General features: G+C 62.8%; 16 protein-coding genes and 2 pseudogenes. 11 read left to right on the forward strand and 7 right to left on the reverse strand.

Annotation, left to right across the window (positions count from 1 at the left end; all coding sequences use genetic code 11):
• Positions 1-1,239 carry a 3-hydroxyacyl-CoA dehydrogenase NAD-binding domain-containing protein gene (locus P5704_012125; GenBank protein ID WOF76834.1) on the reverse strand — a complete coding sequence of 413 codons (1,239 nt, stop codon included), beginning with the start codon at positions 1,237-1,239 and terminating at the stop codon, positions 1-3.
• A gap of 101 nt (positions 1,240-1,340) precedes the next feature.
• Here P5704_012125 and P5704_012130 point away from each other — a divergent pair, with 101 nt between their 5' ends.
• Positions 1,341-2,240, forward strand: coding sequence for a LysR family transcriptional regulator (locus P5704_012130; protein ID WOF76835.1), 900 nt, complete (start codon positions 1,341-1,343; stop codon positions 2,238-2,240).
• A 196-nt stretch (positions 2,241-2,436) separates the two neighbouring features.
• Positions 2,437-2,742: a hypothetical protein gene (locus P5704_012135; GenBank protein ID WOF76836.1), complete on the forward strand. Its 306-nt coding sequence runs from the start codon at positions 2,437-2,439 to the stop codon at positions 2,740-2,742.
• A gap of 103 nt (positions 2,743-2,845) precedes the next feature.
• Here the strand turns inward: P5704_012135 and P5704_012140 are convergent, their stop codons facing one another.
• Positions 2,846-3,160 carry a helix-turn-helix domain-containing protein gene (locus P5704_012140; GenBank protein ID WOF76837.1) on the reverse strand — a complete coding sequence of 105 codons (315 nt, stop codon included), beginning with the start codon at positions 3,158-3,160 and terminating at the stop codon, positions 2,846-2,848.
• Positions 3,161-3,271: 111 nt separating this feature from the next.
• Between P5704_012140 and P5704_012145 the strand changes: the two genes are divergently transcribed.
• From P5704_012145 to P5704_012180, 8 genes and pseudogenes are all read left to right on the forward strand, one after another.
• Positions 3,272-4,306 (forward strand): permease, encoded by a 1,035-nt coding sequence (locus P5704_012145; protein ID WOF76838.1) that lies wholly within the window; start codon positions 3,272-3,274, stop codon positions 4,304-4,306.
• Between the two features lie 12 nt (positions 4,307-4,318).
• Positions 4,319-5,595 (forward strand): annotated as a pseudogene (locus P5704_012150) (ISL3 family transposase).
• 58 nt (positions 5,596-5,653) lie between these two features.
• Positions 5,654-6,277: pseudogene (locus P5704_012155) on the forward strand (STAS domain-containing protein).
• Positions 6,277-6,639, forward strand: a complete 363-nt coding sequence (locus P5704_012160) for an STAS domain-containing protein (GenBank protein WOF76839.1) — start codon at positions 6,277-6,279, stop codon at positions 6,637-6,639. Before P5704_012155 ends, P5704_012160 begins: the two are co-directional and overlap by 1 nt.
• Positions 6,636-7,040 carry an ATP-binding protein gene (locus tag P5704_012165; protein WOF76840.1) on the forward strand — a complete coding sequence of 135 codons (405 nt, stop codon included), beginning with the start codon at positions 6,636-6,638 and terminating at the stop codon, positions 7,038-7,040. The genes P5704_012160 and P5704_012165 overlap by 4 nt, the downstream gene beginning before the upstream one ends.
• On the forward strand, positions 7,037-8,047 hold the full coding sequence (locus tag P5704_012170) for an ATP-binding protein (protein WOF76841.1): 1,011 nt from the start codon (positions 7,037-7,039) through the stop codon (positions 8,045-8,047). Before P5704_012165 ends, P5704_012170 begins: the two co-directional genes overlap by 4 nt.
• The gene (locus tag P5704_012175; protein WOF76842.1) at positions 8,040-8,912 is read left to right on the forward strand and encodes an ATP-binding protein; all 873 of its coding nucleotides are present in this window, start codon (positions 8,040-8,042) and stop codon (positions 8,910-8,912) included. The genes P5704_012170 and P5704_012175 overlap by 8 nt, the downstream gene beginning before the upstream one ends.
• Complete coding sequence (locus P5704_012180) at positions 8,902-10,851, forward strand: response regulator (protein ID WOF76843.1); 1,950 nt, start codon at positions 8,902-8,904, stop codon at positions 10,849-10,851. Before P5704_012175 ends, P5704_012180 begins: the two co-directional genes overlap by 11 nt.
• A 557-nt stretch (positions 10,852-11,408) precedes the next feature.
• Here the strand turns inward: P5704_012180 and P5704_012185 are convergent.
• The 4 genes from P5704_012185 to P5704_012200 all read right to left on the reverse strand — a co-directional run bounded on the left by P5704_012185 (position 11,409) and on the right by P5704_012200 (position 14,799).
• The gene (locus P5704_012185; GenBank protein WOF76844.1) at positions 11,409-11,975 is read right to left on the reverse strand and encodes a fructose-2,6-bisphosphatase; all 567 of its coding nucleotides are present in this window, start codon (positions 11,973-11,975) and stop codon (positions 11,409-11,411) included.
• A 90-nt stretch (positions 11,976-12,065) separates the two neighbouring features.
• Positions 12,066-12,488 (reverse strand): HPF/RaiA family ribosome-associated protein, encoded by a 423-nt coding sequence (locus tag P5704_012190; protein WOF76845.1) that lies wholly within the window; start codon positions 12,486-12,488, stop codon positions 12,066-12,068.
• Between the two features lie 60 nt (positions 12,489-12,548).
• The gene (locus P5704_012195) at positions 12,549-13,874 is read right to left on the reverse strand and encodes an MFS transporter (protein WOF76846.1); all 1,326 of its coding nucleotides are present in this window, start codon (positions 13,872-13,874) and stop codon (positions 12,549-12,551) included.
• A 7-nt stretch (positions 13,875-13,881) separates the two neighbouring features.
• Positions 13,882-14,799: an aldo/keto reductase gene (locus P5704_012200; protein WOF76847.1), complete on the reverse strand. Its 918-nt coding sequence runs from the start codon at positions 14,797-14,799 to the stop codon at positions 13,882-13,884.
• A 222-nt stretch (positions 14,800-15,021) separates the two neighbouring features.
• Between P5704_012200 and P5704_012205 the strand changes: the two genes are divergently transcribed.
• Complete coding sequence (locus tag P5704_012205; GenBank protein WOF76848.1) at positions 15,022-15,216, forward strand: hypothetical protein; 195 nt, start codon at positions 15,022-15,024, stop codon at positions 15,214-15,216.
• Positions 15,217-15,233: 17 nt separating this feature from the next.
• Here the strand turns inward: P5704_012205 and P5704_012210 are convergent, their stop codons facing one another.
• Positions 15,234-16,868 (reverse strand): methyl-accepting chemotaxis protein, encoded by a 1,635-nt coding sequence (locus tag P5704_012210; protein ID WOF76849.1) that lies wholly within the window; start codon positions 16,866-16,868, stop codon positions 15,234-15,236.
• Positions 16,869-17,193: the final 325 nt, after the last annotated feature.

A 17,193-nucleotide genomic window follows, 5' to 3' on the forward strand; every position in this document is an offset into this window, starting at 1 on the left:
TCAGGCCTCCTTCTTGTAGTCGACGAAACGACCGCCGAGGGTGGCCAGGCTGTCGATCAGTTCGGCCGGCTTCCAGTGCTCGCCGTGACGCTCGGCCAAGGCATTCAAGCGATCACGAATCGCCGGCAGGCCCTGGCGGTCGGCCCAGGTCATCGGTCCGCCGACTTCCGCCGGAAAGCCATAGCCGTTGAGATAGACGGTGTCGATATCGCTGCTGGATTCAGCCATGCCCTCTTCGAGAATCTTCGCGCCCTCGTTGACCAGCGCCAGTAGGCAGCGCTCGCGGATTTCCTCATCGCCGATCTCGCGACGCTGGAAGCCGAGCCGCTCGGACTCGCGCTGCACCAGCGCATCCACTTCTGGGTCGTGTTCGGCCTGGCGGCTGCCCTCGGCGTAGCGGTAGTAGCCCATGCGCGATTTCTGACCGAAGCGGCCCAGCTCGCAAAGGCGATTATCGACCTGCACCTCGGGTTCGTCCTGCCCCTTGCCGGCCAGCTCGCGGGCGCGCCATTCCAGGTCGATACCAACCACGTCGTACATGCGGAACGGCCCCATGGCGAAACCGAAGCCCTGCAGCGCGGCGTCCACCTGATGCGGATAGGCACCTTCGAGCAGCAGCATCCGCGCCTCGCGCACGTAGGTGGCGAGCATGCGGTTGCCGATGAAGCCCTGGCAGTTGCCGGCGATCACGCTGACTTTGCCCATGCGCTTGCCCAGTTCGGTGGAGGCGTCGAGCACGGCCTTGGAGGTCTTCGCGCCGCGAACGATTTCCAGCAGCTTCATGATGTGCGCCGGGCTGAAGAAGTGCAGGCCTACCACCTGTTCCGGGCGCTTGGTGACTGCCGCGATGGCGTCGATATCCAGCGCCGAGGTGTTGCTGGCCAGAATGCCGGCCGGCTTCACGATGCCGTCCAGCTCGCGGAAGATGTTCTGCTTGAGTTCCAGATTCTCGTACACCGCCTCGATCACCAGATCCACATCCGCCAACGCCTGATAGTCGGCCGCCTTGCTGATGCAGGCGCGTCGCGCAGCCGCTTGGGCCTCGTCGATCCGGCCCTGGCGCACGTTGTGCGCATAGGTGTCAGCCACCACGCCCAGCGCCTGTTCCAGCATCTCGGGATTGTTATCCAGCCAGCGTACCTGCACGCCGGCATTGGCCAGGCTCATGACGATGCCGCGGCCCATGGTGCCCGCGCCGATCACGGCGGCGGTCTGGATATCGAAGCGGGGTTGGCTCATGTGAACGGTCCTCGTCGCAGGCTGGAAAAAGTGGAGACCAACCATAGACGAAGACGCTACTATTTTTGAAATTTAGTCTTGTGATATTTCGGATTCACCAAGTGAATATCTACAACTTCGACCTCAACCTGCTTCGCGTGCTGGACGCCCTGCTGCGCGAACGCAATGTCTCGCGTGCCGCCGAGCGGTTGTCCCTCAGCCAGCCGGCCGTCAGCAACGCGCTCAACCGCCTGCGCGAACTGCTCGACGATCCGCTACTGGTGCGTGCCGGCCGTGTCATGCAGCCGACGCCAAGGGCGCTGGCACTGGAAGCGCCGATCCGTCATGCGCTGCAGCAGATCGAACACAGCCTGATCGCCGGCGAGGCCTTCGATCCGTCGCGCAGCCATCAGCGTTTTCGCATCGCCGTCACCGACTATGTCGAGCTCATCTGCATGCCGGCGCTGATGCGGCGTCTGGCCGAACGTGCACCTGGCATACAGCTGGCGATCCAGCATCTGACGCCGACGCTGCCGGTCGAAGCGCTGGACAACGGCGAGATCGACCTGGTGCTCGGACGCTTTCTCGACGTGCCCTCGCGCTTTCATGTCCGCCATTGGGCCAGCGAAACCCTGCAGGTGGCGGTGCGCCGCGAACACCCGCTACTCACGGCAGGACTGGATCTGGACGCCTTTTTACGCCTGCGCCACCTGTGGGTGCACGGCGGCCAGACCCGAGGCATGGTCGACCAGTGGCTGGAGGCCCAGGGGCGCCCGCGTGAAGTCGTCTACACCACACCGAACTACCTGCAAGCCGCCCATATCGTTGCCAGCAGCGACCTCGCCGCCGTATTGCCGACACAACTGGCGCGCTATTTCGCCACCCTGCTGCCGCTGCAATTGTTCGATCTGCCGTTCGACCTGGGCAGCTTCGCGCTGGATATCGTCAGCGTCGCCCAGCGGCAGAACGACTCGGCGCTGCAATGGCTGATCGAACAGATCGCTGCCGTGGCACCTAGCTGAGCGGCGAAGCGAGCGCAACGAATCCCACGCCTAACCAATGCCTATTTGCTAGTATCCCGCAGCTTTTCCGTCGGAAATTTCCCGAAAGCGGGCGACTGTGACCAGCCTTGCGGAACATCGCCGCGCGGCGGACATCTATTCCTGTTAACGCGCCATGGTGAACATGGACCATCAAGCCAAATCTGGAGCGACATCTATGGCAGCGCTGCTGCAACGCACCCTCGATACCATCACCCGCAATCAGGCCGAACTGCTCAGCAGCTGGAAGTCTGATCTTCAGAGCCTCGGCGGCTACCATAACGTCAAGCCGGAAGAGCTGGCCCAGCAGACCGCCGACTTGATCCGGCAGCTGATCAGCGGAACAGCGGACGGCTCTGCCGACGTCAACGGTCCGGCCTGGGACGGCATGCGCCTGTATCTGGAAAAACTGGGTATCCGGAATTTCTGGTTGATAAAATGCCAAAGATGTAAAGAAGAAAATCTTTCTCAGCGGATTATCTGATTGATCCTCTTCAGCCTACTCTACTGCCAATTTTCTGTTTCCACCTTCGCCTGAGTCTTCATAGCGATGCTGACTAGGGAGGACAGCGAGAGCTGGGCAAGCGTCAAAGCGGTTCTGGTTCATGCGCAATCCGAACACCTGCACAACATTCCTCTTGTAAGAAACCGATCAAATTCTCTAGGTGCCCATACTCGGGTATACAGACAATCGTGCGGCTATGTTTCTCCTGCCAGATCAGCCCTACCTTGGCCATGCGCGCAAGGTGATGTGATAGCGTCGAAGCAGGAATACCCAGCCCCTTCTGGATATCTCCGACCGAAGCCCCATCATGGCCAGCTTTGACCAGAAAGCGGAACACGGACAGTCGGTGACTATTCCCTAGCTCAGCTAAGCTGGCTGCAACCTTTTCGTGATCCATAGCACGCCCCAATAATTCGATGTTTCTAGAATTATAGTTGACAGGTCGGATAAACGCAAGTAGGCTGCGTACATCATTTCGACAATACTAGAAATATAGGAGTAATATTGAATGTCATCTCAACTCCAAGACGCTCTAGGCATGTTCGCCTTTCTCGCTATCGAGCTATCGGTTTTATTCATTGGCATTAGCTTGCTGGTCGGAGTTCTTCAACGTCACATCCCACCATCCAAGGTGGAAGCGTTACTGACTTCCAGTGGGAAGCGAGGCTATTTTCTTGCTGCTGGTTTAGGAGCTATAACGCCCTTCTGTAGTTGCTCGACTATCCCCATGTTGAAAGGGTTGATTCGGGCACGGGCCGGTTTTGGGCCGATGATGGTGTTTCTTTTCTCATCTCCGTTGCTGAATCCTATCGTCGTCGGCCTGCTGGTTGCCACGTTTGGATGGACACTTACTGCTATCTATGTGCTCGCCGCTTTGGTGGTCGCGGTAGGTGCCGGATGGCTGCTTCACACGCTTGGCTTCGAGCGTTATGTGCGCCGGACGGCGACACAAGAGAGCAGTGGATGTAGTTCATCAGCAAGCCCGTGCAGTGCTACATCGACCGCATCGAGTTGCGGCACCAACAGCTGCGACACCACTCCGAAGACGGCTTCTTGCGGGGCTGATAGGAAGACAACAGTCTCTACGTCTAGCGAATGCTGTGACAGTCAACCCACTGTCACGGTTAAGAAAGAAGGGAAGTACAGTGGTGTGTGGCGGGAAGCTTGGTCGGACTTTATCGATGTGTTGCCTTACCTGCTCATCGGTATTGCGATTGGCAGCGTGATCTATGGTTTCATGCCCACTGACTTATTGGAGCAGTATGCAGGCCCAGATAATCCCTTTGCCATTCCAGTTGCCGCTGTCATCGGCGTGCCGTTGTATATTCGCGCTGAAGCCGTCATACCTCTGGCAGCGGCTCTGATGGCCAAAGGCGTGGGTGCCGGGACGGTGCTAGCGTTGATCATCGGCAGTGCCGGAGCCAGCCTGACTGAGCTCATTCTGTTGCGCTCTTTGTTCACGCTGAAGCTTTTAGCGGCGTTTTTAGCAGTCATTTTTGCTATGGCGATGATTGCCGGTTACGCCACCTACCTGTTTTTCTGATCAAGGCGGGAGATGATTAATTCGTTAAGCCTTCCTGGGTACCAGTTGGTGGATTCTGATGAGCAGAATGAAGACATACATTTTCGGCTTGAAGCACCTACACCAGTAGCCTGCGAGGGGTGCGGCGTGCAGGGTGAGTTCGTGCGGTTCGGCAAGCGTGACGTTCCCTATCGTGATCTGCCCATCCACGGCAAGCGGGTCACTCTCTGGGTGGTCCGCCGCCGATACACCTGCCGGGCCTGCAAGACAACATTCAGGCCCCAGCTACCGGAGATGGTGGACGGATTCCGTATGACACTGCGGCTGCATGAGTACGTGGAGAAGGAATCCTTCAACCACCCCTACACCTTTGTGGCGGCACAGACCGGCCTGGACGAGAAGACGGTGCGCGACATCTTCAACGCCCGCGCCGAGTTCCTGGGGCGCTGGCACCGCTTCGAGACGCCCCGCATCCTGGGCATTGACGAGCTATACCTGAACAAGCGCTACCGCTGCATTCTGACCAACATTGAGGAGCGAACCCTGCTCGACCTGCTGGCCACCCGCCGCCAGGACGTGGTGACCAACTACCTGATGAAGCTGAAAGACCGGCAGAAGGTCGAGATCGTCAGCATGGACATGTGGAACCCCTACCGGGCAGCGGTCAAGGCTGTGCTGCCCCAGGCCCGTATCGTGGTCGATAAGTTCCATGTGGTGCGCATGGCCAACGATGCCCTGAGAGAGTGCGCAAGGGCCTCAGAAAGGAGCCGAAACCGTCCCAGAGCCGGACTCTCAAGGGAGACCGGAAAATCCTGCTGAAACGCGCTCACGAAGTCTCAGACCGGGAGCGCCTCATCATGGAGACCTGGACAGGCGCGTTCCCGCAACTGCTGGCCGCCTACGAGCACAAGGAGCGCTTCTACGGCATCTGGGACGCCACCACACGGCTCCAGGCAGAAGCCGCCCTGGACGAGTGGATAGCCACCATCCCGAAGGGCCAAAAGGAAGTCTGGAGCGATCTGGTCAGGGCAGTGGGAAACTGGCGCGAAGAGACCATGACCTACTTCGAGACGGACATGCCCGTCACCAACGCTTACACGGAGTCCATCAACCGACTGGCCAAGGACAAGAACCGTGAAGGGCGCGGTTACTCCTTCGAGGTGATGCGGGCACGAATGCTCTACACCACGAAGCACAAGAAGAAGGCACCGACTGCGAAGGTCTCTCCTTTCTACAAGAAAACCATCGGTTACGGACTGCCGGACTTCGCAGAGGAACTCAACTACGGAGTCGATCTATCAACCATCTGAGGGTGGTATCAGATTGATGGGGTGAAGGTGCCCCATCAACCATTAAATCCGTATACCCAAAAAACTCTCGCGCAGCCGCGCACTGCTCGGCATGGATTCGCAACAGACCGCCGGCTTCATCTTCGCCATCAAGCGTCCGCTGATGGCCCTGCTGCAGAGCGAGTACGCCAATGAGCCGGCAGTATTCGCCGAGCAGCTGTGGGCGGTCTCCGAGCTGATCGACAGCCTGGGTCTATACACCGTGCGCACCTTCCAGAAATCCCGCGAAGAGGTGATCAAGCGTCAGCAGGAAGAGCTGCTGGAGCTGTCGACCCCGGTGGTCAAGCTATGGGACGGTGTGCTCGCCCTGCCGATGATCGGTACCCTCGACTCGCAGCGCACCCAGGTGGTGATGGAGTCGCTGCTGCAGCGCATCGTCGATACCGGTTCGGAAATCGCCATCATCGATATCACCGGCGTGCCAACGGTCGATACGCTGGTCGCCCAGCACCTGCTCAAGACCGTCACCGCCATCCGCCTGATGGGCGCCGACTGCATCATCAGCGGCGTGCGTCCGCAGATCGCGCAGACCATCGTACACCTGGGTCTGGACCTGCAGGGCATCGTCACCAAGGCCAGTCTGGCCGACGCCCTGGCCCTGGCCCTGCGCCGCTCCGGCCTCACCGTCACGAAGGCCGTTTAATGGACCGCATACCCATTCTGCGGATGGGCGAGTTTCTGCTCGTCACCATCCAGGTCGACATGCACGACCAACTGGCGATGACCCTGCAGGACGACCTGGCCGAACGCATCAGCGCGACCTCGGCAAAGGCCGTGCTGATCGATATCTCCGCGCTGGACATGGTCGACTCCTTCATTGGCCGGATGATCGGCACCATCTCCGGCCTGTCGCGCATCATGGATGCCGAGACCGTGGTGGTCGGGATGCAGCCCGCCGTAGCCATCACCCTGGTCGAACTCGGCCTCGAACTGCCCGGCGTCAGCACCGCGCTGAACGTCGAGCGCGGCATGCAGCTGCTGCGCACCCGCGTGGCCACGCAATGATCGTGCGCAGCAGCGGCAGCCAGCCGGTGCGCCTCGAACAGGATGTCGTGCTGGCCCGGCAGACCGTGCGCAAGCTGACCCAGGAATGCGCCATGCGCCTGATCGACCAGACCAAGCTGGTCACGGCGGTCAGCGAGCTAGCGCGTAACACCGTGGTCTACGGCGGCGGTGGCGACATGGATTGGCAGCTGATCGAGGACGGCACGCGGGTCGGCGTGCGCCTGACCTTCCGCGACGAAGGCCCAGGCATCGCCGACATCAAGCTGGCCATGACCGACGGCTGGACGTCCGGCAGCGGCCTCGGCCTGGGGCTGACCGGCGCCAAGCGGCTGGTCGACGAGTTCGAACTCGACAGCACGGTCGGCGCGGGCACCCGAATCACCATCACGCGGTGGACATGAACGTTCAGGGAAGCGTCTCTCAGGTCCTGCTGATCGAAGAAAACAGCCAGATCGGCCACGCCCGCCGCGTCGCCCAGCGGCTGGCCGAACAGCATGGCTTCGACGCCACCGATGCCGGGCGTGTCGCCCTGCTCGCGACCGAGCTGGGCAGCAACCTGCTCAAGCACGCCACCCGCGGCGAGTTGCACTTGCGCGTGATCGATGGACGTGACGGTCGCGGCGTGGAAATCATCGCGGTCGACCGCGGCCCCGGCTTTGAACTCGACCAGTGCCTGACCGACGGTTTTTCCACCCACGGCACCCAAGGCATCGGGCTCGGTGCCCTGGCGCGTCAGGCCCAGGTGTTCGACGTCTATTCCGATGCGCGCGGCTCGGTAGTGCTGGCGCAGCTATTTCCCCGCTGCGTGCAGCCACCGTCGTGGCGCTACGGCGTCAGCCAGCATCCGTACCCGGGTGAACAGGTTTGCGGCGACACCTGGCAGCTGGCCTTCGATGGGCAGCGTTGCAGTGCCCTGGTCATCGACGGCATCGGCCATGGCGAGCTTGCCCGCCAGGCCGCCGAGGCAGGCGCCGCGGCGTTTGCAGAAACCCCGCTGGATTCCCCCTTCGCCCTGTTCAGCAACATGCACCTGGCGATGAACGGCACTCGCGGCGGCGCCGCGGCCATCGCGCACTTCGACAGCCAACGACAGACGCTGGATTTCGCCGGCATCGGCAATATCGGCGCCAGCCTGATCGGTAGCGAGGGATCGCGTGGCCTGGCCTCACACCCCGGCATCGTCGGCATACGCTTTCGCAAGGCACATGTCTTCGACTACCCACTGGGCGAGGCGCGGCTCCTGGTGCTCTACAGCGATGGCCTGCAGACACGCTGGAATCTGCGCGACTACCCCGGTCTCGTTCACCGTCACCCAGCTATCATCGCCACACTGTTGCATCGCGACTTCTGCCGCGGCCGCGACGACGTAACCGTGCTGGCACTCAATCTGGAGGCTCCTCGTGGCTGATCCGACACCCCCCGAGTCCAGTGACGCCGGCCTGCTCGAGCAGCTGCGCCGCGATAACGAATCGCTGCGCGCCGAGCTCGAAGAAACCAATCAGGGTGTGCTGGCGCTGTATGCCGAGCTGGATACCCAGGCCGAGCAACTGCGCCAGGCGTCGGACCTGAAAAGCCGCTTTCTGTCGTATATGAGTCACGAGTTCCGCACGCCGCTGGGCTCGATTCTCAGCATCACCCGCCTGCTCAGCGATGAACTGGACGGCCCGCTGAGCCCGGAACAGCACAAGCAGGTGCGTTTCGTCAGCTCGGCCGCCAGCGAGCTGAGCGAGATGGTCGACGATCTGCTCGACCTGGCCAAGATCGAAGCTGGCCGCGTCAGTATTTCCCCGGCCTGGTTCGACATGCTCGACCTGTTCTCGGCGTTGCGCGGCATGTTTCGCCCCATCGTCGAGGGCTCGCCGATAGACCTCATCTTCGAAGAACCGCAAGACATTCCACGGCTCTATACCGATGACAAGAAGCTGGCGCAGATCCTGCGCAATTTCATCTCCAATGCGGTGAAATTCACGCCTCAGGGTGTGGTGCGCGTGTCGGCAAGGCTGGAAAGCCCGCAGCAGGTCCGCTTCGCCGTCAACGATACCGGTATCGGCATCGCCCCCGAGCTGCACGATCGGCTTTTCGAGGATTTCGCCCAGGTCGACTCGCCTCTGCAGAAGCGCCTGCGTGGCACCGGCCTCGGCCTGGCGTTGTGCAAGCGTTTCGCCGAGCTGCTCGGCGGTCACGTTGGCGTGGAAAGCGAACCGGGCAAGGGCTCCGAGTTCTACGTGATCCTGCCTCTGGCGATTGATACGGAGCCTTCCGATGCAGCGTGACAGCCGCCTGTTGATCGTCGACGACAACGCCCCGACGCGCTATGCGATGCGCCGGGTGCTGGAGCGCCATGGCTATCAGGTGCTGGAAGCCGGCACCGGCAGCGAAGGCCTGGAACTAGTGGCCAACGCCGCGCCGGATGCGCTGATCCTCGACGTCAACCTGCCGGACATGAGCGGCTTCGATATCGCCCGTCAACTGCGGGCCGATCCGAACACCGCCCTGCTGCCGCTGATTCACGTGTCCGCCGCCTCCATCGAGACCAACGACATCATCACCGGTCTCGACGCCGGCGGCGACGCCTACCTGATCCACCCGGTCGATCCCGACGTGCTGCTGGCGACGCTGCGCACCCTGCTGCGGGTGCGCGATACCGAGCGCGCACTGCGTGACAGCGAAGCGCGCTTCCGGGAAATCTTCTTCCATGTCGCCGCACCCATCGCGGTACTCGACGCCGAGCTGCAGCTGCACGAGTGCAATCACGCATTCGAACTGCTGATCGGCGCCGCCAGCCCGGCTTCGCCCCTGTCGCAAAGCGTCGCCGCGGGGCAGGAAGCGATTCTCGCCGAGCTGCGCGCGCATCTGCGGGCCGGCGAGCGCTGGCATACGCCGCTGCAAATGCAGGTCAATGGCGAGACCCGCGAGACCGAGTGGCAGATTTCCCCGTACCGGGCGCAGGGCCTTGGCCTGGTCTTCGTCGAAGACGTAACCGAACAGCGTCTGCGTGAACGCGCCCAGCGCCAGGAAATCGCGACCACCACCAGCCAGCTGGCCCATGAGGTCGCCGAGCGCGCACGTACCGAAGAGCAGCTGCTACAGGCGCAGAAGATGGATGCGCTGGGCAAACTCACCGGCGGTATCGCCCACGACTTCAACAACCTGCTCACCGGCATCATCACCGGCATAGAGCTGATGAAGCAGCGCATTATCGAAGGCCGTGCCGACAGCGTACTGCGCTTTGCCGACGCCTCGCTGAGTTCGGCGCGCAGTGCCGCATCGCTGACCAATCGCCTGCTGGCGTTCGCCCGCAAGCAGCCACTGGACGCTCGCGCGCTGGACATCAACGAACGCATCCGCTCGCTGCAAGACCTGCTGCGCCGCACGATCGGTGAACGCATCACGCTGACCTTCGATTTCACCGCCGAGCCCGCAGTGGCGCGGGTGGACGTCAGCCAGTTCGAGAGCGCCCTGCTCAACCTGGTGATCAATGCCCGCGATGCGCTGCCCGAAGGCGGGCATATCCGAATCAGTACCTTCCCTTCGGATGGCAGCCAGAAACAGGAACTCACGCCAGGGCGCTACATCGGTTTGTGCGTGAGCGACGACGGCACGGGCATCGAACCCGGCGTGCTGGACAAGGTGTTCGACCCCTTCTTCACCACCAAGCCCCAGGGTCGTGGCACAGGGCTGGGCCTGTCGAGCATCTACGGGTTCGCCTTGCAGTCGGGCGGCGATGCGAGCATTCGCAGCACGCTCGGTGCCGGAACCGAAGTCACCCTGCTGCTGCCCGCCGCCAACGGCGAACAGACAGCGACACCCGCCGCTGCGCCCGACAGCTCGATGCGCCTGGTCGGCCATGAGCACGTGCTGGTGGTGGAGGACATGCCCAGCGTGCGCATGCTGATCGTCGAGACGCTTATCGAGGCCGGCTACCGTTGCAGCCAGGCGGGCGACGTGGAAACCGCGCAGTCGTTGCTCGCGGCCGACTCGTCGATCGACCTGCTGCTGACCGATGTCGGGCTCCCCCGTCTCTCCGGCAGCCAGCTGGCCGAGTGGGCACGCCGCGAGCGCCCGACACTGCCGGTGGTGCTGATGACCGGCTATGCGGAGAACGCTTCCAGTCGCGAGGGCTTCGTCGATGAGCGCATGGAACTGGTACTCAAGCCGTTCGAAGGCGCAGACCTGCTGATCAAGATCCGCGGCCTGCTCGACGAAGCCTGATGTTGTCGAGCGACATGCGCCGCCGCTGAAATAGCTCGATCTGCGTGTGATGGCGCATGTGCGCAGGCAACAAAAAACCCGCCGAAGCGGGTTTTTTCTGACCTTTCCGAATTCCCTTCGATTGCCGTCCTGGCGATGGTCGATCTTCCTGATCCTGAGCGCATCCTGCGCTTCAGAGTGGGTGTAGATTAATTACATGCCGCGGCCAGAAAAAGGGTCGAACGCCGCAGCCTCTTGTAAGCCTTTTGCTATAGCCACATCAGGCCGGGAACGTTCAGCTTCCTGGATCAGCTCGTATCAGCTATGAAAACCTTGAAGTAGAGCCGTCGACAATACGCTGACACGCCGTATCGACCGTGTATTGCTGCGACGCGATCCAAAACTCGCAAACGCGGCCAGCGGAAGTATTAGTCCTTGGTCAGGTCAAACGAGCCATGAAATTCCCTTTGATGTCATGACTCCTGCTTAAGGCAGATGAAAGGCTTCATCTGCCGAGGCAAAGCGGTTCTTGATGACCGAAGGCGACCAAAAAGGTACAGGAATGGGAGGCCCCGGGATCATCGCTCAGATTTTGAGTAGCGACTCGGCTGCCAGTAGCCGCTGAGCAGCGGCAGCGCTGGACCACACCAGCCGCGCTGACGAAGCTGCCGGGCGATCAACGCGTTCATGATCTTGTGCCCCATCAGCAGCACGCTTTCATTGGCCTCGGCCAGCTCTATCAACCGTTCTGCCGCCGCACTGGCGCGCCTGCGGGACTCGCGGATGTGCTCGGTATGGCTGGCGAAACCGAGGAACCAGGCGCTACGGAACACCAAGCGCCAGAAGCGCGACGGTAATAGCGGCAGGCCCCACTCCGGGTATGGCAGGTGCGCCTCCGCGAACAGTGGATCGGGCAGCTCGCAGCAGTCGCATCCCAGGTATGCGCGCGATTCTATGCAGCGCTGCACGGAGCTGCAGACCACGATGCCAACCGAACCCGCCAGCTCGACCAGATTTTGCGGACGCTCGCTAGCGACGACATCGGCAGAGTTGTAGCGCTCTACCCAGGTCTTCATGCCGACCGGCGTGCTCCAGCGCGCTGCTCCATGATCGGGTCTACCGTGCCGCACGAGGATGATCTGCATCTGATTACCGGATACGCAGGCCCGTCCCGCCAAGTACGGGCCTGGCAGCAGGCGGATAGAAAGAAATTGAAGCTGGGTGGGCGCCGGGGGTCACTTATCGAGCTCGTCCTGCTTTTGGAGGAACTCCTCTTCGAGCATCGCATCCTTGACGGCCTGAGGCTGCTCGTCGAGTAGCGGATCATTCAACTCGCCGCTGGACAGTACGCGGGCGTCCAGCTTGCCCATCAGATGTTCCAGCGCATGCTGCATCTTGTCCGCCGCGCCATCGACCGCCAGCTGCAGCGACTCGGCCTTGTGCGTCACCGACATCGCCTGATGCCCCTTGGGCCGCGCCTCGATCTGGCAACGCTTGTCGTCGGCACCGGCCTTCTGCGCGTTTTCATCGCTGACATGGACTTCCACTCGGGTGAGGAAGTCATCGAAACGCTCGAGCCGATCCTCAACGGTCGTGCCGACCCACTCATGCAGCTCTACGCTGCCGGGGATGTGGTTGCTATTGACCTGCACTTGCATACGACTACTCCTGATAGATGACGTACCTACTAGGATTCGAGACGTGCGCGGCGGCGAGGTTCAGGTGCTTCGTCCGGTTGCGGGCCCAGACGAGTCGGCTGGTGTGGCGCCAGCACGGTCAGCCCGCCCACCGAGCAGCCAACCCAGCACACCCCAGATCGCCGCGCACAAGGCGCCAACCAGGGCAATCAACCAGACGCCCTGACCGAGGCTGTCGAGCAGGCTCTTGGCCCAGCCACTCAGGGCATCGCCGCCGCGATAGACCACGGTGTCGATGAAGTTCTTCGCCTTGTACTTGCTCTCGGCATCCAATGGCGCGAAGAGCATCTCGCGGCCCGGGCGGACAAAGGCGTATTCGCCCACTCGACGCACGACCATCACCGCGGCCAGCACGGCAAAGGTCGGCGCCAGCGCCAGACCGACGAAGCCCAGGCAGACCAGCGCCGGCACTGCGGCCAGCAGAATCCGCACGCCCAGTCGCTGCGCGATTCGCCCGGTGATGAACAGCTGCGACAGCAGAGCACCCGCCTGCACCACGAAATCGATCGCACCGAACACCCGCACCTGCTCGGCACGATCCGGAAACAGCTCGGCGACCAGCCTTGCCTGTTCGAAATAGAGAAAGGTACTGGCGGTCGTCAGCAGCAATACGAAGGCCGCGATGCCGAGCAGATAGCCCGAGCCCAGCACCCGCGTCAGGCCACTGAACGGATTGCCCGCGACCGGTCGTCGTGGGCTTTCGGCGTGCTCGGCGCCGGGGCGGCCGGCTCCCAGCGTCTCGCGCCAGACCATCAGGTAGTGCTTGAGCGCCACCGCGGCGACCAGCAAAAGCGCCGCCAACAGCATCAGCCCGAACTGACCGAGTACGCCGACCAAGAGCGCACTCGTCGCCGGTCCGACCAGCCCGCCCACGCTGGCGCCAGCGGCGATGAAGGCGAACAACCGGCGCGCCTGGTGTGCGTCGAACACATCGGCCATCAGGCTCCAGGCCACCGAGACCACGAACAGGTTGTAGACCGAGATCCACACGTAGAACACCCGCGCCAGCCAGACGCTGTCGCCGAGCAGGAAGAACAGCCCGGCGAACAGGAGCAGGTTGGCGCAGAAGAAGCCGTACACCCAGTCGATGTAATGGATGCGCGCCACCCGCGAGTTGAGCCAGGCGAACAGCGGCACCGCCACCAGCATGGCGATGAAGGTCGCGGTGAACAGCCATTGCAGGTTCTCGACGCCGCCCTGAATGCCCATCGACTCGCGAATCGGCCGCAGCATGAAGTAGCCAGAGAAGAGGCAGAAGAACAGGCTGAAGCCGGCCAGCGCGGCACGCAGCTCGCCGGGGCGGGCATTGATCAGCGCGGCCCCGCGGGTGGCTAGCGAAATCTGCATTCGGTGCTCAGCGGAAGGCGTCGACGATCATCTGCCGTTGTCGCGCATCCGGCAGCCGCCCCTGGCCGGCGAGCAGGTTGTCGGCCATGTAGCGCGGGTTGGAAGTCGCCGGAATCACCGCCGTTACCGCCGGTTCGGCAAGGATGAACTTGAGCAGCAGCTGCGCCCAGGAGCTGGCATCGATCTCCGCCGCCCAGTCCGGCAGCGGCTTGTCTTTGACGCGGGACAGCAGATTGCCGCGGGTGAACGGCCGGTTGATCAGCGTAGCGATGCCGTGATCGGCGCAGTACGGCAGCAGCTGCTTCTCGGCGTTGCGCTCGCTGACCGAATAGTTGAACTGCACGAAGTCGACCTTCTCCTGTTTCAGCGTCTCCAGCAGCCGGTCATGGGCCGACTCCAGATAATGGGTCACGCCGATGTAGCGCACCCGTCCCTCCTGCTTGAGTTCGCGCAGCAGGCCGAGCTGGGTGCCAGTGTCCTGCAGGTTGTGCACCTGGATCAGGTCGATGGTGTCGGTCTGCAGCGCCTCGAAGCTCGATTCGATCTGTGCCATGCCGCGTTCGCGGCCGGTCGAAGACACCTTGCTGGCGAGAAATACCTGGCCGCGCTGGCCCAGGCGCTCGACCAGCTCACCGACGACGCGCTCGGCATTGCCATAGCTCGGCGCGGTGTCGATCAGCGAGCCACCACCCTCAACCAGCACCCGCAGCACCTCGAGCAGGCGGTCCATGCGCGGATCGTCGAGGCTGACATTGTGCGTGATCGAGGTGCCGAGGCCGATGACGGGCAGCATCTCGCCGGTTGACGGGATCGCGCGTCGACGCAGCCCCGCGGCTGCCCGCACCAGCGACGGTAGCAGCGGACCGAGCGCCAGCAGCGCTGCGGCCACTGCTGAACGTTGGATGATCTGGCGGCGCGTCGGCATGGGCGGAGTCTCCGATCAGTTGCGGTATCGACCTCTGAGTATGGTCGAGCCATCCCGCGATACCGGTCCGGCGACGTACGGAGCTTTTCCTGATGTTTCAGAGCGACGCGAGGCGTACGGAAGCGATGCCACAGTAGTGGCGATAAGCCTCCATTTGCGCTTTACTGCGCCGCTTCCGATGCCTGCTGCGTTGACGGCGGGCTGATAACTGTCGAGACGAGCATGTCCTGCCACATACCCCAGTCGCGCCAGCCGAGCCCAGACGGCAAGCCACCTGCCGCGTCGCGCCCGCCCCGCGCACGCTCCCGGCTGAGCAGCCTCTGCTATGCCGCCGGACTGCTGCTGGTGTTCATTCTCAGCCTGCTTTTGCTGCCGAACGACAGCGGTCTGGGTCGGCTGCTTTGGGGCTCGCTGTAACGGCAGCGCGCCCGGCCTCAGGTGCGGAAACGGCCAACCAGTTCCGCCAGCGTCTTCGACAGCCCGGACAGCTTTTGACTGGCGAGCATGCTCTGCGAGGAGTAAGTGGCCGCCTCGTTGGACAGGTCACGGATATCTGTGATGTTGCGAGCGATTTCCTCGGTGACGCAGCTCTGCTCCTCGCACGCGGTGGCGATCTGGGCGGCCATATCGTTGATGCGCTGCACCGACACGGAGGTTTCCGCCAGCACCTGATCGACACCGGATGCCCGCTCGACACTGTCTCGCGCCTCGTCACTGCCGGTCTGCATGGCCTGTACGGCCTTGCCGACGCCACTCTGCAGGCGCTCGATGCGCGCCTGGATATCCTTGGTCGAATCCTGCGTGCGCGCGGCCAGTGCCCTTACCTCGTCGGCCACCACGGCGAAGCCACGGCCCTGCTCACCGGCGCGCGCCGCCTCGATGGCGGCGTTGAGCGCGAGGAGATTGGTCTGCTCGGCGATGCCGCGAATCACTTCGAGCACCGCGCCGATGCTGGCGGTTTCCTCGGCCAGCGCACCGATGGTCTGCGATGCGCCTTCGACCTCCCCGGCCAGCTGACGGATCGACTGGATGGTGCTGCTGACGACCGACGCGCCCTGGCGTGACTGGGTTTCCGCCGCACGCGCGGCGTCCGATGCATTCTGCGCATTGAGCGCAACTTCGTGCACCGCCGCGCTCATCTCGGTCGCCGCGGTGGTCACCTGATCGACCGCGGCGTGTTCGCTGCTGATCAACTGATCGTTGGTTTCAGCCATCGCCGCCATGCCACGCGCGGCTGTCTCGACCTCAGCGGTAACCCGTCCGACCTCGGCGATCAGCGGCTGCAGCTTGTCGAGAAAGCGGTTGAAGGCATTGCCGAGCTGGCCCAGCTCGTCAGCCGAATGCACCTCCAGGCGAGCACGCAGGTCGCCATCGCCATCGGCGATCTGCTTCAGCCGATCGAGCAAACGGCGCATCGGGCGCAACACCACCAGCGGCAGACCGAGGATGAGCAGTGCGCAGCCCAGCAGGCCGATGATCAGCACCACGGTCTGCTGACTGGATGTGGCGGCGCCCTCGGCGATCGCCGCCGCGCCCTCGGCCTCGGCGGCTGCGCCTTCGAGTTCACCGAGTTTGTCGATGGCATCGCGCATGGCATCGAAGCGCGCCTCACTGTCACCGAAGCTCAGCGCGCTGGCGGCCTGAGGATCGAGATCGACCTGCTCGATGACCCGCTGCGATACCGCAGACCATTGCTGAAAGCCGCCATTGAATTGCTCGACCAGCGCCAGTGCCTCGGCGCCCGGTTGCATGGCTGCGTACTTCTGCACACGGTCGTAGGCCTGCCTGAGGTTTTCCGCATGGCTGGCCTTGAGTGCCTGCACATGCTCGCCAGCATCGCTGTCGAGCAGGCTACGCTCGGCGACGAAGGCCTGATACAGGTCGCGATCGGCATTGAGCAGCAGACCGATGGCCGGCAGATGGCGTGTGGCCAAGACCTCACTGGAGCCGGTGACGCGCTCGATGCCGCGCATCCCGAAAATGCCCATCAGCACCAGCAACAGGGCCAGCGCCGCAATGGGCAAGGTGATCTTCCAGCGGAATCCGAGATCGGTGAACAGGCGGGGCATGGCGTCGCTCCTCGAGAGGCTTTCCTTGCTATCGGATACAACAACTGCGGCAACAGGCCACCGGTCGACAATCGCACAGCCGCGCGCGACTTCCTTTGCGCCACATCAAGAGCAATCGCCGCGCCACCCACTACTTCCGGATGAAGACCATGGTTGCATGGCGATCTTCGATCTGGCGGCCGATAACGTGGCTGACGGTGACGGCGCCGAACGGGCATCAGCTCGCGGCCCGGGCGTCGATAACAAAAAAGTAGCCTCTGATCCACGGCTGATCAGTGCGGGAGCGGCCGAGTTTCCCGCTTCCTATCCTCAAGCGCGAGTAACG

This window comes from Pseudomonas sp. FeN3W (assembly GCA_030263805.2).
Taxonomy (GTDB): domain Bacteria; phylum Pseudomonadota; class Gammaproteobacteria; order Pseudomonadales; family Pseudomonadaceae; genus Stutzerimonas; species Stutzerimonas stutzeri_G.